12 protein-coding genes are annotated in these 26,054 nt (G+C 68.4%); 3 read left to right on the top strand and 9 right to left on the bottom strand.

The genetic code is table 11. From position 1 onward, the window contains the following. The 3 genes from ACIBTM_RS26785 to ACIBTM_RS26775 are packed head-to-tail and all read left to right on the top strand — an operon-like array spanning window position 1 to window position 4,305. Entirely contained in the window at window positions 1-1,971 is a 1,971-nt protein-coding gene (locus ACIBTM_RS26785) for a CRTAC1 family protein (protein ID WP_395879882.1), read from the top strand. A gap of 4 nt (window positions 1,972-1,975) precedes the next feature. Continuing rightward, complete coding sequence (locus ACIBTM_RS26780; protein WP_395879881.1) at window positions 1,976-2,974, top strand: enediyne biosynthesis protein; 999 nt, start codon at window positions 1,976-1,978, stop codon at window positions 2,972-2,974. Next, the gene (locus ACIBTM_RS26775) at window positions 2,971-4,305 is read left to right on the top strand and encodes a cytochrome P450 (RefSeq protein WP_395879880.1); all 1,335 of its coding nucleotides are present in this window, start codon (window positions 2,971-2,973) and stop codon (window positions 4,303-4,305) included. Before ACIBTM_RS26780 ends, ACIBTM_RS26775 begins: the two co-directional genes overlap by 4 nt. A 16-nt stretch (window positions 4,306-4,321) precedes the next feature. Here ACIBTM_RS26775 and ACIBTM_RS26770 read toward each other — a convergent pair whose 3' ends face one another. The 9 genes from ACIBTM_RS26770 to ACIBTM_RS26730 all read right to left on the bottom strand — a co-directional run bounded on the left by ACIBTM_RS26770 (window position 4,322) and on the right by ACIBTM_RS26730 (window position 25,684). Then, complete coding sequence (locus ACIBTM_RS26770) at window positions 4,322-5,857, bottom strand: acyl-CoA carboxylase subunit beta (protein ID WP_395879946.1); 1,536 nt, start codon at window positions 5,855-5,857, stop codon at window positions 4,322-4,324. A 23-nt stretch (window positions 5,858-5,880) separates the two neighbouring features. Further along, on the bottom strand, window positions 5,881-6,315 hold the full coding sequence (locus tag ACIBTM_RS26765) for an acyl-CoA thioesterase (RefSeq protein ID WP_395879945.1): 435 nt from the start codon (window positions 6,313-6,315) through the stop codon (window positions 5,881-5,883). A gap of 7 nt (window positions 6,316-6,322) precedes the next feature. After that, window positions 6,323-12,088, bottom strand: coding sequence for an SDR family NAD(P)-dependent oxidoreductase (locus ACIBTM_RS26760; RefSeq protein ID WP_395879879.1), 5,766 nt, complete (start codon window positions 12,086-12,088; stop codon window positions 6,323-6,325). Between the two features lie 29 nt (window positions 12,089-12,117). Then, the gene (locus ACIBTM_RS26755; RefSeq protein WP_395879878.1) at window positions 12,118-12,933 is read right to left on the bottom strand and encodes a TIGR03084 family metal-binding protein; all 816 of its coding nucleotides are present in this window, start codon (window positions 12,931-12,933) and stop codon (window positions 12,118-12,120) included. After that, entirely contained in the window at window positions 12,930-13,964 is a 1,035-nt protein-coding gene (locus ACIBTM_RS26750; RefSeq protein WP_395879877.1) for a carboxymuconolactone decarboxylase family protein, read from the bottom strand. The genes ACIBTM_RS26755 and ACIBTM_RS26750 overlap by 4 nt, the downstream gene beginning before the upstream one ends. 27 nt (window positions 13,965-13,991) lie before the next feature. Continuing rightward, window positions 13,992-15,587, bottom strand: coding sequence for a GMC family oxidoreductase N-terminal domain-containing protein (locus ACIBTM_RS26745; protein WP_395879876.1), 1,596 nt, complete (start codon window positions 15,585-15,587; stop codon window positions 13,992-13,994). Continuing rightward, window positions 15,584-16,150: a DUF5987 family protein gene (locus ACIBTM_RS26740; protein WP_395879875.1), complete on the bottom strand. Its 567-nt coding sequence runs from the start codon at window positions 16,148-16,150 to the stop codon at window positions 15,584-15,586. Before ACIBTM_RS26740 ends, ACIBTM_RS26745 begins: the two co-directional genes overlap by 4 nt. A gap of 218 nt (window positions 16,151-16,368) precedes the next feature. Further along, entirely contained in the window at window positions 16,369-17,169 is an 801-nt protein-coding gene (locus ACIBTM_RS26735; protein ID WP_395879874.1) for a VOC family protein, read from the bottom strand. Between the two features lie 169 nt (window positions 17,170-17,338). Continuing rightward, the gene (locus ACIBTM_RS26730; protein ID WP_395879873.1) at window positions 17,339-25,684 is read right to left on the bottom strand and encodes a SpvB/TcaC N-terminal domain-containing protein; all 8,346 of its coding nucleotides are present in this window, start codon (window positions 25,682-25,684) and stop codon (window positions 17,339-17,341) included. Window positions 25,685-26,054: the final 370 nt, after the last annotated feature.

Genomic DNA, 26,054 nt, shown 5'->3' with positions numbered 1-26,054 from the left:
GTGACTAAGGAACCAAGCCGGGTGCGACGGCAGCTCCCCGGCATCATCGCGGTCGTCCTGATGGTGCTCGGTTACCTCGTCGTACGGCTGCCCTCCACCGACGCGGCGGAAGGCGACCGGCTCGCGGCCGGGTACGCCTTCACCCCGATGTCGATCGCCCTCCCCGCCGCGCCACGACAGCAGAACATCCGCACGGTCAACAAGGACTACGAGCACATCCGCGCGTGGATCTCCTCGGTCGGCGCCGCCGTCGCGATGAACGACCTCGACGGCGATGGACTGGCCAACGACCTGTGCCTCGTGGACCCGAGGTCCGATCAGGTCATCGTGACACCGACGCCGGGCGCGGGCGGCGACCGGTACGCGCCGTTCGCGCTGGACCCGTCCGCCTTGCCGATGAACGACGTGATGGCCCCGATGGGTTGTGTGCCCGCGGACTTCAACGAAGACGGCAGGATGGATCTGCTCGCCTACTACTGGGGACGCACGGCGATCCTGTACCTCGCCGCGTCCGAGACGTCGGCGCTGTCGGCGAGGACCTACCGCGCCACCGAACTGGAGCCAGGCCCGAACTCGGCGAACGGCCGGTACACCGGTCCACAGTGGAACACCAACTCCGCCACGGTCGGCGACTTCGACGGCGACGGACACGACGACCTGTTCATCGGGAACTACTTTCCCGACAGCCCGATTCTCGACGGGTCCGCCGACGGCGGTGTCGAGATGAACCGATCGATGTCCCACGCCGGGAACGGCGGGGACAAGCTGCTCTTCCGCTGGGCCGGCGCCACGTCCGGCGCGTCGCCGTCGGCGCGGTACGAGAAGGCCCCCCGTGACGTCTTTCCCGAGGACGCACGCAACGGCTGGACGCTGGCGTCGAGCGCGACCGACCTCGACGGCGATCTGCTGCCCGAACTGTACGTCGCCAACGACTTCGGGCCGGATCGGCTGCTGCACAACCGATCCACGCCGGGACACTTCGCGTTCAGCTCGGTGAGCGGGCTCAGGACACCCGACGTGCCGAAGTCCAAGCGCCTCGGCGACGACTCGTTCAAAGGTATGGGAGTCGACTTCGGTGATCTCGACGGCAACGGCCTGAACGACGCGTTCGTCAGCAACATCACCACGTCGTTCGGCATCCAGGAAAGCAACTTCCAGTTCATGGCGACGGCGAAGGACAAAGAGGATCTCCGCGCGCGGCTGAGCGCCGGTGAAGCCCCGTATGACGACCGCAGTGCGCAGGCCGGAACGGCGTGGACGGGCTGGGGCTGGGACACGAAGATCGACGACTTCGACAACAGTGGCGTGCCCGCCATCGCGCAGGCGACCGGGTTCGTCAAGGGCGGGGTGAACCGGTGGCCGCAGCTGCAGGAGCTCGCCACCGCCAACGACGCGTTGCTGGACAACCCTTACTGGTGGCCCAACGTCCGCAGCGGCGACGACCTCGCGGGCGACCAGGCTCTGCGGTTCTTCGCGAAGGGATCCGACGGCCGGTACACCGACATCGCGGACCGGCTGGGGCTCGCGGTTCCGGTACCCACCCGCGGGATCGCCACCGGTGACGCCGACGGCGACGGCAGACTCGACCTGGCCGTCGCCCGGCAGTGGGACGCGCCGATCTTCTACCGCAACACCGCTCCCGGCAGCAACGCGTTCCTGCACCTTCGGCTCCACCACGAATCGTCCGCGACCTCTGCCGCCCCGCCGTCGGCGGGCTCACCGGTGATCGGCGCCCAGGTCACCGTCACGACCGCCGACGGGCGGCGCCTGATCGGCCGCGTCGACGGCGGCAGCGGGCACTCCGGCAAGCGCAGCCACGACGTCCACATCGGGCTCGGCGGAACCGGCGCCGAGCCGGTCGCCGTGTCGCTTCAGTGGCGCGACCGGTCCGGGCAGGTACGGAAGACGGACCTACGGCTCGGTCCGGGCACCCACACATTCGAACTCGGTTCGCAGGCGAAGGAGAAGTGATCCGATGACGGACACGACGACCGAGAAACAGTCCGCCGTCCCACGGCACGATCCCAAGGTGATCGTCGCACTGCGTCGCTTCGCCATCTCGATCACCGTCTTCAACATCCTCGGCTACACCGTGCTCGGGTTCGAGCAGCCCTGGTCCTGGCCGCTGATCGCCCTGCTCACCGCGTACGCCACCGAGATCGCCCTCGAACTCGTCTCCGCCCGGACCGACCGGCGCGCTCCGCGGTTCCTCGGCAACGGGGGCAAGGGTCTGCTGGAGTTCCTCTATCCCGCCCACATCACCGGGCTCGCGCTGAACATGCTGACCTATGTCAACGACCAGGTCCTCGTGATGATGTTCGGCGTCTTCGTCGCGGTCAGCGCGAAGTGGGTGCTGCGGGCGCCGGTACGGGGCCGTCTCCGGCATTACATGAATCCGTCCAACCTCGGCATCTCGGTCATCCTCCTGCTGTTCCCCTGGGCCAGCATCTCGCCGCCTTACCACTTCACCGAGCGGGTGGACAGCTGGATCGGCTGGGTGATCGTCGCCGTCATCCTGGTTTCGGGCACGATGCTCAACGCGAAACTGACCGGCCGGATGTGGCTCATCGGCGCCTGGCTCGTGGTCTTCGTCCTGCAGGCCGTCGTCCGCGGATGGCTGTTCGACACCTCGATCTCGGCGGCGCTCGGAATGATGACCGGGGTCGCGTTCGTCCTGTTCACCAACTACATGGTCACCGACCCTGGCACCTCACCGTCCAGTCCCGGGGCGCAAGTGGCGTTCGGCGCCGGCGTCGCGCTGCTTTACGGGTTCTTCATGATCTCGCACATCGCCTACGGACTGTTCTTCGCGACAACCGCGGTCTGTCTGATCCGTGGTCTGTTCCTGTGGTCGCTGCACCTGGTCCACAAAGCGGCCGAGCGGCGCGCCGCCGAACTCGCCGTGCGACGGCCGGGCCATCACGACGGCGAGGGCGCCGCGCCTCCGGTCACGACCGAAGGCGCGCGAACGTGACGCGCGGCCGCCGTCCACCGGGACCGCCGTGGACGGCGACACCAAGGCTTCTCGGGCAGTTGTTCACAGACCGGCTGGAGCTGATCGGGTCGGCGACGTCGACCTACGGTGACGCTGTGAGGATCGCCATCGGCCCGAAGGCGCTCTATGTCTTCAACCATCCGGATCACGTCAAGTATCTCCTCGCCGACAACAACACCAACTACCACAAGGGAATCGGCCTCGCGGAGGCCCGGAGGACACTCGGCGACGGCCTGTTGACCAGCGACGGCGAACTGTGGAGCAAGCAGCGCCGGACCGTCGCACCGGCGTTCTCGACGAAACGGATCGCACGGCAGGCCGCGGTCGTCGCCGAGGAGGGCAGGGCGCTGGTCGACCGGTTGCTCGCCAGTCACGGCCGTGGGCCGGTGGACCTGGTCGGCGAGATGACCCGGCTGACACTCGGGGTGCTGGGCAGATCCCTGCTCGACGCGGATCTTGGCGCGTTCGGTTCCATCCGGCACTCGTTCGAGTCCGTTCAGGACCAGGCGATGTTCGAGGCGGTGACACTGGGGCTGGTGCCCCGGTGGCTGCCGCTGCCGATCCACCGGCGGTTCCGGCGTTCCCGCCGCGAACTGCGCCAGGTGGCCGACGAGCTGATCGCCCGGCGACGGTCCGCACCGGTGCCCGGCGCGGACGACGTGCTGAGCAGATTGGTCGCCTCCGCCGACGGTGAGACCGGTCTGCGGCAGGCCCGTGACGAGCTGATCACGCTGCTGCTGGCCGGGCACGAGACGACGGCCAGCACCTTGAGCTGGACCATGACGCTGCTCGACCGGCATCCCGAAGTCGCGGACCGGATACACCAGGAGGCCGTCGACGTGCTCGGCGACCGTCCACCGGAGTACGAGGACCTGCACCGGCTGACGTACACGTCCATGGTCGTCGAAGAAGTCCTCCGGCTCTATCCACCGGTTTGGCTGCTGCCAAGGATCGCGGTGGACGACGACGAGGTGGCCGGCTACTCGGTGCCCGCCGGCTCGGACGTCGTGGTCTGCACCTACACGCTGCACCGGCATCCCGAGTTCTGGCCGGAGCCCGACCGGTTCGCCCCGGAGCGTTTCGCGCCACAGGGGGCGAGCGGACGGCCACGCTATTCCTACATCCCGTTCGGTGCGGGCCCGCGCTTCTGCGTCGGCAACTCTCTCGGGGTTCTCGAGTCGGTCTTCGTGGTGGCGATGATCGCCAGGGAGCTACGTCTGTCGACGCTCCCCGGCGCCCGGATCGTCCCGGAGCCGATGCTGTCGCTGCGTGTACGGGGCGGGCTTTCGATGACGGTGCACCCGGTCTGAGCCGCGGCCGTGCGCGTCACAGCGGTATGTTGCCGTGTTTGCGCCGGGGCCGCGGTTCGCGTTTGCCGCGCAGCATCACCAGGCCACGCGCGATCGCTGCCCTGGTCGTCGCGGGATCGATGATGTCGTCGACCAGGCCGCGTTCGGCGGCGTAGCGCGAATGCAGGAACCGCTCGGCGTAGTCCTCGGCCAGCAGCCGGGCGCGGTCCGGATCCTCGGCCGGTTTCTCCTTGGCGTACAGGACGTTCACCGCGGCTTCCGCGCCCATCACGGCGATCTGGTTGGTCGGCCAGGCCAGGGAAAGATCGGAGCCCACCGACCGGGAATCCATGACGATGTAGGCACCGCCGTAGGCTTTGCGCAGCACGACCTGGATCCTCGGTACCGTCGCCTCGCAGTAGGCGTAGAGCAGTTGCGCGCCGTGCCGGATGACACCCTCGTGTTCCTGTTCGGTGCCGGGCAGGAACCCCGGCACGTCCACCAGGGTGACCAGCGGGATCCCGAACGCGTCGCAGAACCGTACGAAGCGGGCCGCCTTCTGCGCCGCCCGCCGGTCCAGCACGCCGGCCAGCACCATCGGCTGGTTCCCCACCACTCCGACGACTTCGCCGTCCACGCGGGCGAGCGCGCACACCACGTTGCGCGCCCAATCCTCGTGCACCTCGAAGAAGTCGCCGTCGTCGACCAGTTCGCCGATCACCGCCTTCATGTCGTAGGGCCGGTTCGGCTCGGCAGGCACGATCTCGGCCAACCGGGGCCGCACGTCACGGGAGGCGCCGCGGACGGCCGTCACCGGCGCGGGTTCCATGTTGTTGGACGGCAGCAGCGACACCAGGTAGCGGACGTCGGCAAGGCAGTCGCCCTCGTCGGCGTGCACGACCGTGGCGACTCCGGAACGTTCACCGTGGACCGTGGCGCCGCCGAGCTCCTCGTGACTGACCCGTTCACCGCTCACCGCTTCGACCACGTCCGGTCCGGTGAGGTAGAGGCGGGCGGTATCGCGCACCATGAAGGTGAAGTCGGCCAGTGCGGGCGAATAGGCCGCGCCTCCGGCCGACGGCCCGAGCACGACGCTGATCTGCGGGATCATGCCGGACGCCGCGACCTGTCTGCGGAAGATCCCGCCGTACCCGTCGAGTGCCTGCACGCCCTCCTGGATCCGTGCGCCCCCGCTGTCGACCAGTCCGATGATCGGGCTTCCGGTCTCCGTCGCGAGGTCGAGCACTTTCTGGATCTTGGCCGCGTGAGCCGCTCCGAGCGATCCGCCGAAAACGGTGAAGTCCTGGGCGTACACGAAGACCCGCCGCCCTTCGATGGCGCCGGAACCGATGATCACGCCGTCGGTGAACGGCCGTCTCTCGTCGAGCTTCGGCCCCTGGCTCTGGTGGCGGCGATGGATTTCGAGCTCGGTGAACGAGTCCTCGTCGAGCAGCATGGCCAGCCGTTCGCGCGCGAGGTGCTTGCCGAGGTCGTGCTGGCGCCGGACAGCCGCGCGATCACCGGCCACGATCGCGCGTTTCAGCTCCGCGTTCTCCGCGGTCAGCTCACGCAGCGAGCGGGGCGGCACCTCGTCCGTCACCCACGCCTCGCGGAATACGGCGCCAGTGCCCGACGCAGCGCGTCGGGCACCTGGGCGGGCACGGTCGCGGTGTTGGGGCCCCGCATACAAGCGATCCGCTGGTGGCCGCGGGCGACAAGAAGTTCTCCGTTCGGCCGCAGCACGACGTAATCGAAGCTGAACTCGATCTGGGTCCGGGTCAGCTCTTCGAGCCGCATCCGCACGGACAGCTCGTCGAAGGCGGTGATCTCCGCGAGGAACTCGCATTCGACCTTGAGGGTGAACAGCTTGAGGTCCGCCCGCAGTTCTCCGAGGACGGAAGGCGCGCGCTCCTTGAGGAACATCTCCCGACATCGCCCCTGCCAACGCAGGTAGTTCACGTAGTAGACGTTGCCGACCAGGTTCGTCTCCTCGAAACCGACCGTGTGCCGGATCTCGTAGTAATCCGTCACTTCCACCTCACCTCCCCGCCAGTACCGCGAACACGACCCGTTCCCGGGCGCCTGCCACTTCGGTGACCCAGGTCGCGATGCGGGCATCGCCCGCGGACAACGTCGTCCAGCCGTCGGCGTGAACCCCGTCGACAACGAGTTCCGAGGTCGTCATACCCGCCTTGCGCAGGCATTCCAGGGCGCTCCACAGTCGAGTACCCGCCACCCCGGCGGACTCGTCACCTTCGCTCGCGAGCCGGCGTCCGAGTTCCAGAAGCCCGTCGCCGAGTAAGTTCGCCCACTCCTGTTCAGGCCGTTCGGTCACCTGCTGGACGTCGCAGCCGAGGAGCGGAGGCCCGGTGACCACCAGGGTCAGTCCCGCCCCGTGGGAAGCCGACAGTCCGGTCCCGGGGGCCTCGGGCTTGCCGTCCGGTCGATGGGTGACCTCCACCTCGTAGCCCAGCGCCCGGCTCGCCGCGAGGGTCGTCCGCGCGCGGCGGGCGGTGACGGAAGCGTCGCCGGAGCCGTCGTCCGGTTCGACGACGATCACCCGGCCAGGGCCGAGCAGCCGCTCGACGCCGCGTTCCAGATACGGCCCGAGCAGTGACGGCACCCACGGGCGCGCGCCGTCTCCCTTCCGGACGGCACGCAGCCGTAACCCGGCCCAGCGCTCGACGAGTACGCCGGTTTCGCCGTACACGTCGAGGTCGTAGACGTAGGTGTCCCCGTCTTGTGACCGTTCCCGCGCGTCCAGCACCACGTGCCCGGACTCCTGTGCTTCGCGTGTGGACAGCCAAAGCCGGTCGATTCCCTGTGGCAACAGGGTCGCGTCGGGTACGCAGCACTGGATCGCGTGCATCATCACGTCGCGGGTACCGGGATCGGCCAGTGCCAGTTCCTGCGGCAGGAACGAGGCGAACCAGGTCGACACCTGCCCGGCGGCGACCTCCGCCACCGCGTGCCGTGCCGCCACCTTGCGATATCGCGTCAGCCGCCGGAACCGCTCGCCCTGGAACAAGACCCCGCCGTAGAGATCGGCGGGGTCCACCGGGACAGGTGGCAGACCGGTCTCTTCGCCCCGTACTCGCGGCAGGTCCGGCCGGGGAAAGCGCAGCCGGGCCCGGAAGTGGTCCGTCTTGAAGCCTGTGTCCTCCGACCGGATTGAGACGTCCACAGTGGACGAGTCGCGGGCGAGCGCGGCGATGCGGACGGTGGTCGTGCCGCTGGTGCCGACCACGATGGGACGAGCGAACTCCACGTCCTCCAGGCAAGGCGGCCCGGCCGACCCGGTCAACGCGGCGGCGACCTGAGTCATCGCCTCCATCCCGAGCACCGCGGGGAACAACCTGTTCCCGTCGAGCAGGTGGTCGTCGAGATAGGGATCACTGTCCGGTCCGAGCGTCGCCTCGGTGACCAGTTCGACCGCCGGGTAGTGCACGAGTACTCGATCGGTGAACCGCCGCAACGGCGGTTCGGCCTGTTCGAAGCCGAGCGTCGGCAGCCCACCCGCGCGGCCGGTGACAACCAGCGCGGACCGCGGGACCGGATCGACCAGCAGCCGCCGGAACGCCTCGACGCCGTCGTCGACGGAGATCGGCGCGATACCGTCGCGTTTGAGCGCCTCGATGACGCCGAGCTTCTCCCCCATTCCCCCGCCTGACCACACCGACCACTCCAGCGCGAGGACCCTGACCTGAGGATGTTCGTGGCCGAAGTCCAACGCCAGCCCGGTCAGCCAGTCGTTCGCCGTCGCGTAATGCGCCTCGCCGCGCAGACCGGCTCTGCCGATGACGCTGCCGAACGTAACCAGCAGCTTCAGCTTGCCGGGATCGAGTGCGCCGAGTACCGCACGCAGCCCGTCGACCTTCGGCCCCATGGTCGCGCGGAACCGTTCCGCGGTGAGCCCGGTCAGCATCACCGGTTCGTTGCGCCCGGCGCCGTGCAGCAGTCCCGTGATCTCGCCCAGTTCGGTGGTCAGCCGCTGGATCGCCTGGTGGACCTGCTCCGGCGAGGTGACGTCCGCGCGTTCGTAGCGGCACCGGACGCCGGCGGTGGCTATCCGCCGCAGGTTCCCGGACAGCTCGGGGTCGGTCGCGGGGTCACCACGCCCCACGATCGCCAAGGCCACGTCGTGATCTTTCGCCATGGCCAACGCGCATTCCGCGGTGATGCCCTTTCCGCCCCCGGTCACGAGCAGGACGTCGCCCGGTCCCAGAGGCGGGCTCGCCGAACCGGCGTCGGCGATGCCGGACAGCACCGGAACCGTGCGGGTGCCGTCGATGTCGTACCGCACTTCGGTGAACCCGGTGGTGGAAGCCACTTCGGCCACCACCGTGGCCACTGTCTCGCTTCCTGGCGGTGTGACATCGGGAAGTTCGACGATCGTGGTCGGGCTGGCAGGTTGTTCCAAGTGAAGGCACTTCGCCAGCCCCGCCGCACCCCGGCGATGCTGCACGACGACGAACCGGGTCGTCTCGGCGGCGAGCACCGCCTTCGCGGCGGCGAGGTACAGGTCGGCCTGCACCTCGCCGCCGGCGGGAAGGCACAGCAGGACGCCGTCACCGAGCTGCGCGGCGACCAGGGCCGCGCGCAGGGGCTCCGCGAGTGGGTTGTCCGAGGAGGCGAAAACCGTCCAGTCGCCAGGCCCGCGACCATGCCTGACGGCGTCGGGACGAGGAGCATCGACGTGACGCACCTCGAACGCCCGTACCCACGGGCCGACGCCGGCCACCTCGTCCGCCTGCCGACCATTCCCCCCGGCGTCGGTCGCCGCGAGGTCGTCGATCAGCTCCGCGAGCTCGCCCAGCCTGGCGGTGGCGACACCGGGAACACCGTCCAGCGGCGGGCGGCCCAGCGACCGCGTGACGTCGTTGACGAGCTGCCCAACGGTGATGGAACTCAGATGGAGGTCGTCCAGCGGATGTGTTTCGGCGGTCACGATCTCCAGCGGAAGCTCGACGCGTTCGGCGGCGAGCTTCCGCAGCATGTCCAGCGTGCCGCCCTGGTTGGATTCGCCGTCGGACGGCACCGCCGATGAGGGCGGGAGGTCCGGCACCGCCGGCTCGATGTCGATCGACGGCGCCTGCTCGCACGGGCTCGCCAGGAACACCGGGTCCCGGTCGAGCGGGAACGGCCGAACCACGCGGCCCGTGAACAGGGCGGGTACGTCGACCGGTGCGCCGAGCACATATGCCGCACCGATGACCCGCAGCAGTGGCGCGAGCGACCGGCCGTCCGAATCCGTCGGCAGCACCGGTGTCTCCGGCGCGATCTGTCCCACGAGTCCGGTGAGGACCTTCCCTGGACCGACCTCGACCACGAGATCGCAACCGTCGACGGCCTTGCGCGCGGCCTCGTCGAACCGCACGGGCAGCACCACCTGGTCCCGCAGCAGCACCCGCAAGTCGGTGTCGGCGGACAGGAGCTCGCCGGTGACGGTGGAGACGACCGGCCTTCCGAGTTCCCCGAACCGCACGTCGGCGAGCTGACGGGCCAGTGCTCGGGCCGCCGGCTCGACAGCGGGCGAGTGGAACGCGTGCGAGACCCTGATGGCGATCGCCGTCACCCCCGCGGCGCGGGCCCGGGCGCAGACCAGCGCCACCCCCGCCGAGGGACCGGAAACGACCGTCTGCTCAGGTCCGTTGTAACCGGCGATGACCGTGCCCGATCCGGCCATGAGCCGTTCGGCGCGGTCGGGTGTGGTCGCCAGACCGGCCATCGCTCCGTCACCTTCGCTCGCGTCGGCCATCACCCTGCCCCGCAGGGTGGCGAGGTCGAGGACCGTCCGCGCCCCTACCGAGCCACCCCAAGACAACGCGGTCAATTCACCGAGACTGTGCCCCACGGCGACCTCGGCCTCGATTCCGAGCTCGCGCAGCACCTCCATCGTCGCCAGCGAACCGGCGACGATGCGGGGTTGCGCCACCTCGGTGGCCACTTGGTCGCCGTTCTCGGGCAGCGACGCGTCCGCCATGATTCGCCGGGCCGACGCGAACCGGCGGGCGATGGCGCCCTTGCCGCCCTTCCCGGACCCCTGGCCGGGGAACAGATACGCGATGCGCGGCGCGCGCGTTCCGTCGTCGAGGAAGACGTCGTCCTCGATCACCCTGCGCCGATCGTCGAGCCGGTCACGCAGCCGGGCCAGCGCTCGCGCGGCGTCCTGTGGTCCGCTCGCGACGACGGCGGCCCGCAGGCGACGTCCGGACAAATCGGCGGCAAGGGTGCCCGCGACGTCGGCGAGTTCGCCCTCCGCCCATCGCGTGGCCTGGACGGCCAGCCGGTCCACGCGGGCGCGCAGCTCGGCTTGGTCGTCGGCGTCGAACAGCAGCAGCTCGGCGTCCTGCCTGCCGTCCACCATGGCACGGGTGCGTTCGTCGACCTCACCGCGCCGGTGCACGCCGGGCCCCTGTTCGAGCGTGACGTGCGAGTTGATGCCTCCGAACCCCATCGCCGACACGCCTGCGCGCATCGGGAAGTCCTCCGGCCAAGGCCGGGCTTCGACCGGTACGTACACGCCGGCTTCGGCCTCCAGCAGCAGCGGATGCGGATCGCGATGCCCGGTCGCGGGAGGGATCACCTGGTGGTGGATGGACAGCGAGGCCTTGATCAACCCGGCGACGCCGGCCGCGGCCTTCGTATGCCCGATGTTGCCCTTGATCGTGCCGAGTGCCGCCGGCCTGGTGGCCGGACCGGCCGCGCGGTGGGCGCCGGAGAGGACTTCGATCTCCGTCGCGTCACCGACGGCGGTACCGGTGCCGTGCCCTTCGAAGAGGGACACCGTCTCGGTTCCGTAGCCGGCACGTTCGTAGGCCCGGGAAAGCGCGAGCCGATGACCGGCCGCTTCGGGCCGGGTGAGCCCGCCTTTACCGTCCGAGGAGACACCCCACCCGGTGAGCGAGGCGTAGATCCGCCGTCCCTCCGCGACCGCTTCGCGTTCACGCATCAGCACGACGATCCCGCAGCCCTCGCCGGGCCAGAACCCGTTCGAGCCCCGGTCGTAGACGACCATCTCGCCGGTGGCCAACGCGCCGGTCTTGGCGAAGCCGATCACCTCGAACGGGTCGATGGACAGGTCGACGCCACCGACGAGCGCGACGTCGAGGTCTCCGGCGGCCAACGCGTTCGCGGCGGTCACGACGGACAGCAAGGACGACGAGCACGCCCCGTCGACGACGAAGCCGCCGCCTGCCAGGTCGAAGTGGTTGCAGATCCGTCCGGCGATGGTGTTGGCCAGTCCTCCCGCGAGGGAGTCCTCGTCGATCTCCGGGAACGGCGCCTTGTAGCCGGCTTCCAGCTTGTGCAGGAACTTGGCGACGGCACCGCCGTCCCAGCCGTCGGCCGACAGCGCCGCGGCCACCGTGCGGCGTACGTAGGGCCATCGCAGCCGAAGCACGTTCGCACGGGAGAACTCCCCGGTGAGGCTGTTGCCCAGGATCACGCCGGTCGTGGACCTGGGCAGGCCTGCCCCGTCGGGGAAGCCTGCGTCCTCCAGCGCCCGTGCCGCCACGTCGAGTGCGAGCCAGTGGGTCAGATCGGTCGAGCGGAAGGTGCTGCCGGCGACCCGGTATCGCACGCGGTCGAACTCGAAGTCGCGCAACACGGCCGCTCGACGGGCGTAGTGGCGGTCCGTCGCGGCGGGATCGGCGGCCCAGTAGTCGTTCGGGTCGAGCCGTTCCGGTGGGATCTCGCGGAACGCCCGCCTGCCGCCGAGGACGTTCTCCCAGAACTCGGCGGGCGAACCGGCGTCGGGATAGGTCAGGCCGATGCCCACTACCGAGATTCTTTCCCCACTCATCCTGTCCGTACTCCTCTGGTGGTCCCGGCTCAACTCGGCCGGCCGCTGAACTGACCGGGCTCGCGTCCTGTTCCGGCGGGTCCGCGGTAGGCCTGTGCGATGTCGAGCCAGTGGTCCGCGTCGGCGCCGGAGGCGACCAGTCCCAGGTCGTCCCGGTGACGGCGCCTCGTGACCAAGAGGCAGAAGTCCTCCGCGGGGCCGGTGATCCGCTGGTCGGACTCGTCGGGACCGAACTCCCATACCGCGCCGGACGGGGCGATCAGTTCGAAGCGGAATCCGGACTTTGGCGGTGTCAGCCCGCGTGCCTGGTAGCCGAACTGCCAGGTACGCACGCCGAATCCGGCCAGGTACCGGATTCGGTCGGTCCGCCGCCGCCGGATGCCGAGGGTGTCGGCGATGTCCTGCCCGTGGCCGAAAAGCTCCATCATCCCCGCGCAGGCGAGTACGTCGGGCGGCAGCGGGTCGACCAGCCATGGCACGGTCCGGCCATGCGGAACCGCCGCCAGTGCGCGGATCGCGGTGTCCCGTTCGGACCGCCACCGGGCGGACAACTCGTCGACGGTGTGTCCGGTGTAGTCGGCGAGGGCGGCGTTCACCGCCGCGGAGAAGCCCCCGTCGAGCTTCGCGGTCGCCGCCTGGAACGCCGCGGCGTCCGCGGCGGCGAGTCCGGCGAGCCGGAAGACGAACGACACATGCGCGACCTGGTCCCGGATCGTCCAGCCGGGCGCCGGTGTCGGTAGCAGCCAACTCTGTTCAGGCAGCCCGGCGACGAGCTCGTCGAACTCGGCGGCGTCCGCGATAAGTCCTTTGATGGTCGGGCTGGCGTTCTTCGGTATCTCGGTCATTCCTGCGATCCCTCCGGCCTCGTGGCGGTCATCCATTCCCCGGTGCGTCGGGCCGCCGTCAGTGCGACCCAGGAGGTGAGGCTCAGCAAGGCCTCGTCCCCGGGAGCGTCCCGCCGGTACTCCTCGACCACGTCGTCGTCGATCCGGTACGACGCGAGTGCCGTGAGCAGGGCCAGCTTTCCGGCGGCGCGATCGGCCGGTGGCAGCTCGGCGACGACGGGGTCCATCCAGCCGCGACCCGGACCCGGTGGCCCGCCTGTCCAGCCGTCGAGTACTTCCCGTACCGCGGCGCGTACCGCGGGCGGCACTGCCGGATCAGCCGCCCGCGCGATCTCCGCCGAGGCCCGTGCGAACGCGTCGGACACCTCGCGCGCGCCGCCGGCCCAGGACAAGACGTCCGCCGGCGGGCGGGCGGGGGGAAGCAAGTCGAGGGACAGGCCCGCCGTCACGTCGCCGACAGCGCCGCGGAGCATCCAGCCCAGCGCCCCGCGCACGTATTTCCCCGCCGCACCAGGGGTTTGCGCGGGTATCGGCGAAGAAGGGAGGAAGATGTTCGCCATCCGATTGAGGTAGCCGAACGTCACCGCGACCCCGACGACTTCCCCGGTCTGCCGGGCGGGCACCGGCGGCGGTGCGACGGTCGAGGCATCGAGGCAGGTACGTCCCCAGGCAGTGGCCGCGGCGACACTCGGCGAGGCATCCTTCAGTCCATTCAGGACGGAATCGTGCACCTCGACGCAGTACGGGCAGTCGTTCGCCGCAGAAACCGCCGCTGCGACAGCCTCCTTGACCGCACGACCGGACTCGCCGGGCACCACCAGCGTTTCCCGCAGCATCATCCAGCACGCCGCCAGCAGCTTCGGCAGGCCCGAATGCAGCGCGAGCGGCGGTGCCACCAGGCCGAAGTCCTGCCGCGCCTGCGCGTACACCCGTGCCGTCAAGCCGATCGCCGAGTCCTCTCCGACGACACGGACGTGCCGGATCCCGCCCAGTGCCCGACGACTGATGAACCCGCCAAGGGCATGACGCATCGGACCCCCCTTTCTTCGATCATGTGGTCAGCCGGGCAGCGGCGCGCCGTAGGTGACGGGGATACCCCGCGCCCGTGCGGCGTCGACCAGCCCGGGCACGGCCCGCTCGGCCAGCGCGGCGATGGTCATCGCCGGGTTGACCGTCAGCGCGGTGGGAACCGCCGAACCGTCGGTGACGAAGATGCCCGGTTGCCCCCTGAGCTCGTGCCCCGAGGTCAGGGCCGACGTCTCCGGGTCGTCACCCAGGCGGCAGGAAGCCAACGGATGGACGGTGTAGGCGCCGACGACGTCGTTGGTCCAAGGCGCCACCTTCGCCAGACCGTCCCGTTCCAGGATGTCCTTGACGTCGGCGTCGGCGAGGTCCCAGCCACGTCTGGTGTTCGCCGTCGGCTCGTAGCGCAGGCTTCCGCGTCCGAGCATCTGCTGGGAGATCCGGTACGCGTTACCGGTTTCGGGAGGTGCACCGAAAACGCCCTCGTTGTCGTCCTCGGTCATCAGGAAGATCGTGAGCCAGGATTGCCAGCGTTCGAGCATCTCCTTCTTGTGCAGGCCGAACCAGGTCGGCGACCGCGCACCGGGAACCTGGGCGAGGATGGTGCCGAGCCCGGGCGGGAAGTACAGCTGCTCCAACGAGTAGCGGGTGAACTCCGGTCGTTCCGCGTCCAGCCGGTCCCATGCGGCGACTGTCGGCCCCTTGCCGATCTGGTTGGCCCGGTACGCGGTCTCCGCGTCCCGGCTCAGCCCGAGAACCTCCCGAACCCGATCCTCGTCGATGACCGCGGTGTTCAACCGCTCGCCGTTGCCGGAGAAGTACCGGCCCACCGCGGACGGCAGACCGCCGAGCGCCGCCTCGGAACGCTGAAGGATCACAGGTGTCGCGCCCGCCCCCGCGGCCAGCACCACAAGTTTGGCCGTGATGACCCCGCGCTCCGGATGCACCCGGTAGTCCTCGCCGTCGACGAGGTCGTAGTGCACCCGGAAGCGGTCGCCGTCGCGGGCCAGCTTCTGGACCTCGTGCAGGGGACGGATCTCGGCTCCGTGCGCGATCGCGGCGGGCAGGTAGTTGGTCAGCAGGCTCCGCTTCGCGTCGAACCGGCAGCCCGCCATCATCCAGTTGCAGTTGGTGCAGGTGCCGGTGTCGATGGCGACCGGCGTGGGGTTCGCCGTGCGTCCGGCGTGCCGGCAGGCGGCGCCCCACAGACCACCCGCGTAGGAAACGTCGTTCCACGTCTGTGTGGTGACCGGCAGCGCCTCGGCGACACGGTCGTACCACGGTTCCAGGGAGTCCCGGGTGACGTCCGACGGCCACAGCCTGCGTGCGAGCGAGCCTTGCCGCTCGAAGACGAACCGCGGCGCGCGCGGCATCGCCGCGAAATACACGACGCTGCCGCCGCCGACACAGTTACCACCGAGCACGCTCATCCCGTCGCCCACGACGAAGTCGAAGATCCGGGTGTAGGACGAGCCGAGCAGGAAGTCGTGCTCGAAATCGTCGCTGTCCAGCCAGGGACCACGTTCGAGTACCACGACCCTGGCCCCGCCGGCGGCGAGGTGGTATGCGGGGATCGCTCCGCCGAACCCGCTTCCCACGACCACCACATCGGTCTCTTCCTCGACGCTCATGCCGGGTTCCCGGCTCGATCGGTGCCAGGATGGAGGTCGGCGACCGCGCGCCGGTACGAGTAGTCGGGGAACCGCCAGAGCCCGTCCACGTCGGGTGCGGCCCACCCCATCGCCCGCAGACCGGGATGTCCCGACGCCACCGCTTCGGCCGTCGGCAGATGCGCGGCGCTGTCGTAGGCCATGTTGCAGAACAATGCGAGTGCCACCCAGCCGTCCCTTTCCGGGTTGCCGGGGGCCGTCAGGTCCAGCACCAGTGAGCAACGCTGCTCGAAGTCGAGCGCGACAAACGGCGGGACGGTCTCGTCAAGCGCCCAGCCGTTAGCGGCCGCGTGTTCCTCGGCATGGCGGTTGAGCGCCGGTACGAGGAACTCCAGTCCCCCGGTCACCCCGGTGGCGGGTGTGCGCAGCAACGTCAGCGCTCCCGCGGCCACCGCACCCGGTGTCGCCGACACTCCGGCGATCGCCCGGTCACCGGGTGACCGCTTCGCTCCGGGCAGGATCGTGTCGGCGAACGCCTCCAGGACCATCGTCTGCTCGTCTTCGCTCACCTCGTCGCCTGGCATGAAGTTCCTTCCGCCGAGAGTGCCGCCGATCAACGCGGTAAACAGCACATCAGCCCGTCTCGGACGGCGACACCTTCGTTGTTGCCTTGGGCTTCGCGCTTCCCCTCCCGATCACGCTGTCGGCAACCTGGAAGGGCAAATGGCCGCATTCGCCGACGCCGGCATAGCGGAATGGCCATGCCGGCGTCGGCAGCCGGAAGAACAGCTCTCGAAAGCGGTCAGATTTCCGCGGAGCCGATCCGCGCGAAATAGCTCTCGTTCAGCTGGATGATCTGAATGTAGTTCCCATCCGGATCTTCGAACGTGCAGAACAGGCCGTCCTTCCGTTCCTCCAGCTCACTGACCACCGGCGCACTTGCCGCCCGAAGCCGATCCGCCAACGCCTTCGCGTCGTCGGTGTCGAAGGTGAGCAGGACGCGGCCGGGCTCCACGGTCCGGGTCGCCACGTCGTCCCGGCCGTCGACGAGCAGACCGATACTGCCCAGCTGGAGCCAGCCCTCGACCGGTTCACGCTCGAATACACGCTCGTAGAAACCACGCAGCGACAAGGGATCGGCACTACCGAGCAGGACACTGGTGCCCCGCAGCGCCGGTACCGCCGAGGCCGGCGCCGGGACCCCGACGGGCTGGCCGAGCGAAATCATGTTGCCCTCGCTGTCGCGAAAGAACGCTCCCCGTTCCCCCGCCCCGCGGCTCGGATAGTTGTCATCGAGGTCGACGATCCCGTTCACCGTGCGGAAGCCCGGAAGATCGTACTCCTCGAATTCGACACCTCGCGCCCGCAACTCGGCGACCTCGGCCTCGATATCGTCGACCTCGAACGCCAGCTGAGTGAAAGAACCCTCGGAGGCGCCCCTGGAAGCGAACAGGCAGAACACCGTCGGTCCGCAGCGATAACGCAGACCGCCGGGGCGTTCGTCAACGGGTTCCAAACCGAGTTTCTCCGCATACCAGGCCCTCGCGCGATCAAGATCCTTCGCAGGCAGCCGTGTTTCCACGACCGCGTCCGACAGAGCCATTCGATCTCCTCACTTGGTCCCTTTATCCGGTTCACAAAGGGTAGCGCGGACGGACGGCCGCAAAAGTCCGTACACCGGTAAGTAAACGAAGGCCTCCTTGAGGGACCCAGAGTCCCTCAAGGAGGCCTTCACGGCACAGGCTCGGTCACGCCACCTCACCTACGTGGAATCACGGGGGCGGGACATGGAAGGTTCGCGGGCTGGACCGTCCGATGACATCGAAATTCTGCGCCCACCCGGCGCGATGCAGATCGTTCAGATCGGACGGCTGCCTGTACAGGCGCGGGTCGGTCGATTCCCAGTTGTAGTAGTCGTAGATGCTCACCTGATAGGTGATGTCGTAGCCGCCGTCACTGGTCGGCGTGACGACACCACTGATCTGGAAGTCGAACGTGCCGAGCGCAGCATACCAGTCCGGGTTGGTCTTGTAGTTCGATCGATAATTGTTCGAGTAGCCGGTTTCGAAGGCGAAAGACTCGCGGTGGCCGGACGGGAAACCACTCCACACCTCCATCGCCGCCCTGAGCGCTACGCCCTCGACCTTGTCCTGAAATCCGTCGATCTGCTTCAGCATCTTGTCGACATTCACGGTGTAATCACTCCCGGAATTGTCGAGGAAGTGAATCAACATGTCCGCCGCGATCACCAACATCGTTTGACCGACCGCCCCGGCTCCTAGCACCGCTTCCGCCCTGAGTGTCTGCAGCGCGTATTTCTCCAGCAGGCTGGGCTTCCACTCGTTGTAGTTCTTCGGTCCCGATCCGTCCTCGTTGGCTTTCTGATGATTTCTCGTCGTCGGCGGTGACGGCGGCTCCGGCATGGCCGGTCGGGGCTGCCTGCCGTCGGGGTCGGTCAAGATCACCGGGTTGTTGTGGGCATAGGTGTAGACGGCGAGGTTACGTGAATCGGTGATGCCCCCCGCGGCCTTGGATCCGGACATGAATTCGGCGAGGGCGGGATCGGCGCCTGCCCAGAGTTGGGTTCTGGGGTTGTAGTAGCGGGCGCCGTGATAGTAAAGGCCGGTCTCGTCGTCCAGTTCCTTGCCGGTGTACTTGTACGGAGTACCACCGCGCCCGGCTTGTTCCTCCACCCAGGTTTCCCCGAACGGCATGTACTCGAGATGTTCGGTGACCGTGCCCCGGTTGTCGGTGACGTAGCCGGACGAGCCGAGGTGGTCGGCGTGGAAGAAGGACTGGGTGTTCTCGACGCCCTCCGCGGCGACGGTCTTGGTGGTCAGACGGGTCTCGCCGATGAAGATGTGCTTGTAGCCTGTCCCGTCCCGTTCGCTGTAGCCGCGGTTGGGATAGAGGGATCGACCGTCACCGTTCTTGATGACGCGTTCACCGGCCGCGTCGTAGGTGTAGGTGACGGCCGCGCCGGTGCAGCCCGCCGGAGTCTGGGGAACCGTCGCGGTGGCGTCGTCGGAGTTGCAGGCGAGCCGGTTTTCCTCGTCCCACACGTACTGGCGTCGTTTGCCGCCGGCCGCGGTGTTCACCGTGTCGGTGAGGTTGCCGTTCGCGTCGTAGGCCTGGGTGATCGGGCCGACCTTGCTCGGCGCGTGCGGTTTCCCGCTGCCGTAGTCGTACTGGTAGTCGTAGCTGGTCTTGTCCTGGACCTCGGCCGGGTTGGCCGGATCCTCGACCGGCTCGATCGGACCGGACCACATCGGGCCCGACGACGCCGGGCTTCCCCCACCGCCTCGGACCAGCGACGCCGTGTCCGCCTCTGCCGGAGCGGTGATACCGGTGATCTCGTGGTGCTGGGTCTTGGTGGTGGTGTTGTGGACGGAGTCATATCCCAGCGCCAGGGAGTACTTGTCCTGTTGGTCGTTCTTGGTGGTGTACTGGCCATTGGCGCTGGTGAGCCGGTACAGGTCGTCGTAGCCGTAGGTCTGGCTGCTGGGCCCGCCGATCGTTCCGTTCCCCGGCACCTCGTTGGTCAGCTTCGTGATGTTCCCGACCTTGTCGTAGGAGTAGCCGAGATTCTGGAACTCGGTGCCGCCCGGCGCTTTCGACTTCAGACTGGCGAGCCTGCGGTCGGCCTGGTCGTAGGTGTAGGTGGTACGCACCCCGTTACCGGCCTCCTGCACGACCTTCTGGCCGAACTTGTCGTAGTCGAGCCGGTTGAGATACGTGTAGCCGGTGCCGTTCTTGGTGCCGGTGGCCCGAACGACTTGACCACCGCTGTCGTAGGTGTAGGTGAGGACCTCGGTGTCCGGATAGGTCATTTGCAGGACACGGTTGAACGCGTCGAAGCGCCACTGGGTGGTGTAGCCGCGGTCAGCCTGCCCGGCGATCTTGATGGTGCGGGTCTCCCGGACGGTTTCCCCGAGCGGGCCGAAGCCGCGCGTGACGGTGCCCGCGGCGTCGCGGATCTCGGTGACCCGGCCCGCGGCGTTGTCGGGGGCGCCTGGTCCGCCATGGGTGTAGGTGACGTTGTTGGCCGGAAAGGTCGGATAACGGACCGCGGTGAGGCGATTGTGGTCGTAGTCGTACTCGACCTGCTTGGCAGCCGCCCGCAGGTTCGCCGTGGTCTTCGCCGTCGTGTTGCCCGCCAGGTCGTAACGGGTCTCGGTGCGACCGGCGTCCGGGCTGTCCAGGACGGTCCGGCGGCCGAGGGGGTCGTACTCGGACCGGGTGGTGTTGTTCTTGTCGTCCACCACGGTGGTGAGCCGGCCGAACGGATCGTGGCCGTAACTGGTCCAGATGACCGGCTGCCCGCCTGCCGGATTGAACTCCTTGACCGCGGTGGTCAGTTCGCGGACGTCCTGGTAGGTGCGCTTCTGCTTGCCGTTGCCGTCGGTGACGGTCGTCTCGAACCGGGTCGCCCCGGCCCGGTCGGGTCCGAATCCGTAGGTCGTGGTGCTGGTGACCTCATCCGGCTCGACCGTCTTGACCGGCCGGTCCAGCGCGTCGAACGACACCCGCGTCGGTGTCACCGTGTCGAAGGCGGTGTTGAAGGTGCTGTTGTCGTCGGACTTGGGTTCGGTGACCGGGTGGTACTGCTCCACCGCCCGCCCGGCGAAGTCGAACTTGATGCGCCCGGACACGGTCATGACCTGCTCCGGTGCGTCACCGGGCTTCTCCGCGACCGTCGCGTCCTTTTTCGTCTGCAGGACGCGTTTGAGGCCGTCGGCGAAGGTCACGGTGTCGATCGTGTCCTCGCGCACACCGGCGGCATCGCGGTCCAGGTGCCGGGTGGTGGCGTAGGGGACCGCGGCTTCGGGGTGGTAGTCGAAGTCGATCGTGGCCTTGCCGGACCCGATCTCGTACGGCCCGGTGACGGTGTCGAGCCGCCCGACGCTGTCGTAACCGCGCAGTACCTGTTGGCCGTTCTGGTCGGTGGTGCGCACCGGCTGCCCGTACCTGAGGTCGTGCGTCGCGCCCGACCGCAACCCGAAACTGTCCACGATGGACTCGATGTGGACGCCGACGACGGTGTCGTAGCCGTACTCCAGCCGGTAGCGCTGGCCGGTCCGGTTGGCAGGCTTGGTGACCGACTTCAGGTTGCCGTCCGGGTAGTACTCCATGTCGGTGTCGGCCGAAACGCCGTCGGTGAGGTACTGGCGGATTTGCCGCACAGCGCCGGATCCGCAATCCACGGTGGCTTCGCGGTGCCGCGACACCGCGTCGCCGGCCGTGCCGCGCTGCTTGACCAGGTTGGCGACGCCGACGATGTTGCGCTCTCGGCAAGCCGCGTCGGACGCGCTGTAGCCGTAAGTGGTTTCCACGTCATCGGCGGCACCGTCATCGGCCGTGTCGAGCGACCGGATCAGATTCCCGTATCCGTCGTAGGACATCTCGACGTGGGTGGACTTGCCGGGTTTGGCGGCGCCTTCGTGGAAATGCCTGTCCACCCTGGTCAGTTGCGGGAACACGCTGGCCGGCGCGGTGTCGCGGAGCTGATAGGTGTTGACGGTTTCGGTGAGCGGCCGTCCGGCGCCGTCGGCGGTCAGGGTGCGGGCGAGCAACCCGGCCGTGTACGGGCCGTCGGTGCGGTACTCGTCGGTGGTCGAGCGGTAGAGGGCGTCGGACGCGCCTGGGTCGCGCTGTTCGGTGACGACCTTGCCGAAGCCGTGGAATTCGCGTTCGAGCCGGTTGTACTTGCCGTGCTCGTAGCGATAGGTGGTGAGCTGGGTATCGGCTCCGTCGCCGGGGTGTCCGTCGGACACGGTGGTACGGGACAGGACCCAGCGGGATTCGGGCATGGCCTGCGTGTTGCCGGTGCGGGTGTAGTCCAGATCGACCCGCCCGCCCATCGGCCGCGTCATCGAACGGAGCAGGTTGGTGCGGCCGGTCTGGTTGGCCGCGACGAGCAATTCGTTGTCACGGGTGGATTTGACGTGGTCTGCCAGCCCGTCGCCGTTGACGTCGCGGAGGCCGACCTCGCTACGGCCGATGCCGGTGGAGGCGTCGGCGCCGGGATTGAACACCAGGAACCCGCCGAAGGGCATCGGAAAGCCGAACGTGAAGTAGGCACCGCCGGCGAGGGTGGCGTTCTTGTCGACCGCGACCTCGCTGAACCCGCCGCGGAACGGCGTGGGCGGAGCGAAACCGCTACCGGTGTTGACCGCGACGGAGATCGGTTGCCCGGCATCGCCGGCGAACACGCGGTCGGCCAGGCCGTCCCCGTTGACGTCGGCCATGCCGGCCTTGGTCGTCGTCGCGCCCAGCGTCGCCGACACGCCACCCGCGAAGCCGTAGTTGTCGAGGTTCACGCCGAGGTTGACGCCGACGTTCCCGGTCTGGGCGGTGTTGACCGCGCCCGCGGGCCACGGCTCCGGCTCGGCGAACGAGTAACCGAGGTTCAGCGCGACCTTCCCGTCGGCGTGGACCTTGTCGGGCAGGCCGTCACCGTTGATGTCGAGCAGATCCCGCAACGTCGCCGACTCGCCACCACCGAGGCTGCCACCGATTCCCAGCGCGGGCATCTCCAACCCCGCCCTGGCCGTGGTCGAAGCGGTGTCCGCGTCAGGCGCATCGGTACCGCGCGCGGTACCCATCGTCCGCGCGGGGCTACCCGCGCCCGCGGACACCGACACCGCGACCGAGTTCGAGTCGCGCACGGTCCCGTTCAGCGACCCCCTGGTCGCCCCGAGCCCACCGGTCATGTCGGAATACTGGATCCCGCTGCTGCCCACGACGTCGGGGAACCTGTCGCCGTTGAGGTCGAGGAAGTCGACACCGCCGGCGGTGATACCACCCGCCAGGCTGCCGCCGACCGGACCGGCGCCGAGTGTGGTGGAGACCTGCACGGTCATCCCCCGGCGCGCCACGCCTTTCGCCCCGGCCACGTCGGCGTCGGAGAGGACGTCGATGGTGTCCGTGCCGTACCGGGAACTGGCGGTGGTGCCGGGCCCGACCCAGGTGTTGTCGTCCGCGCCGGCCCATTTGCCCTCGGCGGGCATCGGGACGAGCACAGCGAGCCTGGGCATGGTCACCTTCGGATCCGCCTTGAACGCGGGTACGTCCGTCTCTTCGGGTGCCTTGGGCAGGGAGTCGCGGAAGCTCTCGTCCAGCACCAGATCGCTTTCCACGATCGGTTTGGTCGCCCGGTCACCTTGAGCCTGGTAACCGATCGCTCCCCACCCGCGGTAGGGCTGGGCGAACGCACCCGGCTTCGCGGACGCGGACACCGTGGCGGACACCTGTGGGAGGAAGACCGGGTTGAAACCGACCATCGCCGACGCGCTGATCAGCGCGGGCGCCTTCTCCTCCGCCGTGGCGAAGTCGAAGAACAGTTCATCGCCCTGCGTGACCTGCACCGTCATCCGCGGCGGCGTCGGTTTGGGAGTCAGTCCTCCGGGAATCTCGATGACCTGCTTGCCCAGCAGCTGGCCACCGCGCTTCTTGATCGTGAACACGAAGGTGTGTTTGTCCTTGTCCATCACAATCGGGTTGATGAACGGCTGCACGAACAGTTGCCCGGTCTGGCCTGCCGTCCACGCCTTCTGCGGGGTGGCGCCATTCGACACCGGATACATGTCGAGGTCGTACGGCGGGTTGATGACGATCGTCGGCTTGCCGTTCTCGTCGACAACCGTCTCCACTCCTTCGGCCTGGGTGTAGTGCGCCTGGGGCACCCACTTCAGCGCGTTCGGATCGATCGCGGAATCCGCCCGCAGTCGCCACGAGAAGCTGTCCTTCGCCGTCACCGGAACGTTTAAGTCGATCGGGGTGGTACCAGTCGAGGAGGCGGGCAACTTCGTGTTGAGAACGTCCTTTCCGTTGCGGGTGATCACCACGGTCACGTCGTCTGAGGTCACCTTGTCCTTGACCACATCACCGGTCAGCTTCAGGGTCCCGGTCACCGGCGCGGTGACCTGAGACTGCCGTCCGGACAGGGTGAAGTCCTTGGACGCGGAGAAGACGGTATTGCTCAACCCGTTGACGTCGGTACTCGCGCCGCCGGCGTAGGTGATCGTCGGGTCCCACGCCACCGTGTCGTACATACCGTCCAAAATGGACTGCGTGCGGAAGTAGATCGCGTCCCCCTTGCGCACACCGATCGCGCTGACCCCCGTCGGCGCGAACTCCATATGGTCGTCCGGCCCGATCCGCTGCGCCCACAACTCGGTACCCTTGTGCTGAATCGTCACTCGCACTCCGTCGGCCTTCTGATAGGCGGCACGCTGCGGCGACGTGTCCTTTTCCAACCGCACTCGCCCATCGACGCGCACCGTCCCGTCGAACGGCGCGACCCACCGGCGCACGCTGTCCAGCAACGGCGAGGTGCCGACCGCCCGGTCGAACGCCGCCCGCTGGTCACCGACGAACTCTCCCGACGCCGTTCCCCCGCCCACCGGGACCGGGGTCTGCCTGCTGTCCTCGCTGTAGGCGGGCTGACCGTTCGCGTCCAGATAGCCGAACAACACACCGCCGTTGTTGACCAGGTCGGTGATCCCGTCGCCGTTGACGTCGGAAAAGTAGCGGTCCGACGTGGTGATCGTGGACACCAGATCCAGCTGGGCCGCGACCCCGGCGAAGGCCTCCAGACCGATCGTGCCCGACAGCGTCGACTCCGAGGAGATCGCGGGCAGCCCCGGCAGCTTGAGCGCGGTGTCGCCGAAGCGCGGTTGCCCGCCCGGCGCGGCCAGATTCGGCCGGTACCAGACCTCGCCGCCCTTGCGGAACACCTTGTCCGGCAGGTTGTCCCCGTTGACGTCGGCCAGCGCGAGCAGCCCGTCGGAAACACCGGCGTTGGCACCGATCTTCACCCCGGCCGAGCCCGATTTGATCGGCGCGACGGGGTTGTAGCCCGTGTACAGGTGCCCGCCCGCGCTCACCGACGTACTCGCCGACAGCGCGGACGCTTCGCCCTCGCGCACGTTCACCCCGAGGTCGTCATCGGCGACCGCCCAATTCTCGGCCTTGGCGAACCCGGTGTAATTGCCGTCTTTGTCACGGACGTCATCGAAGTAGTCCATGGAATGCGTGGTGAAAAGGCGGTTGTCCGCACCGAACTGCGAGATCGACGCGAGCAACGTCTTGGCGAACGCGCCGGTCCGGTAGTTCAGCTCGTAGGCGCGCACCAGCTGGTCGTCCAGCTTGACCTCGACCCGTCGCAGCAGGTCGGCGGTCACCTTCTTGAAGCCACCGCGGGCGTCGATCTGCACATCCGCGCGACGCGGCTCACCCCGGTCGCGGTCGCGCAGGAACGTCACCGAGTATTTGCCTTCGGCGTCGCCATGGCCGGTGTAGGTGATCCTCTGCGGATACAGGTTGCCGCCCGGCACCTTCGAATCCGCGGTCCCACCGTCGTTCACCCTGGCATGGCGGTAACGCATGACGTTGTCGTTGGCGTCACGGACCTCGCGTACCGCCCAGGTGGCGATGCGGCCCGCTTTGTCGGTCAAGGTCGTATCGGCCGCCCCGCCGAACAGCATGCGGGTGCCCGCCTTGTCGGTGACCTCCCACCAGTAACCGGCCGGGTTGTCCCCGTGGCGCACGATCCGGTCGAACCGGCTTTCCACGCGGGCGTGGAACACCTTCTCCGCCGTCCGCTTCTGCAACTCGCCTCGATGGGCGACGGGGGTGAGCTGCTCACCGTTCAGGACGTAGGTTTCGGTCTCCAGGCCCGCGTCATATCGCGGCACCCCCCAGCGGGTGTCCACCGTGATGGACGGCAGGGCGACATCCCACCCGACACCCAGCCAGCCGTTCGCACCTCCCGAGCTGTACGCCACCTTCAGCTTCGGCTCCAGGCCCGCTCTTCCCTTGGGCACCTCCAGCGGATACGACAACCGGGCATCGCCCATGGCGTTCGCCGCCGGTGGCCCGATCAGGTTCACCCCGGCCCCTGGATCGGCCGCTTTGATGTCCTTGATCTGGTTCGGATCGAAGGCCGTTCCCTCCGGGTGTTCCGGAGCCGTCACCGCCCCGTCCTCTCCCGCCGCCCGCACCGAGGGCGGCGGGCCCGCGCTCGGGAGCGTCATCGCCACCAACGCCAAGAACAACGCCACCACCACGGCCTTGTGGCGACGACGAACCGGACGAGCCCACGCGAAGGCAGCCATGCCCTCGACCCCCTCTGGATCCATGAATTCGGCTAGCGGGTCCCGGCGATTTCGGGTGCGCACGGGATCGAGCGGTGACACATGTGGCGAAGGCGATCGATCGAATAGGCGCATTCGGCCGAACTGCTCCATTCGGCCCAGTTCATGATTCCTGCGAAAAGGTGAGACAATCGATCTCGAGCGACGTTATCGGCGGTCCATTAAATTTTGATGAAACGCCTTTCCATCTTCATGGCCGTCAGGAACAGAGATGACGGACTACTCGATCGGTTGGGAAAACACCCTCATGCCCGCGTTTGGGCGATGCGGCTTCCGGTTCGGCGGCGATCCGCTCCGTGCCGAGCCGGCCGGAATCTGTCGGTGCCGGATG

Source organism: Amycolatopsis sp. NPDC049868 (assembly GCF_044461365.1).
Classification (GTDB): Bacteria; Actinomycetota; Actinomycetes; order Mycobacteriales; family Pseudonocardiaceae; genus Amycolatopsis.
This window is presented reverse-complemented; position numbering and strand designations above follow the sequence as displayed.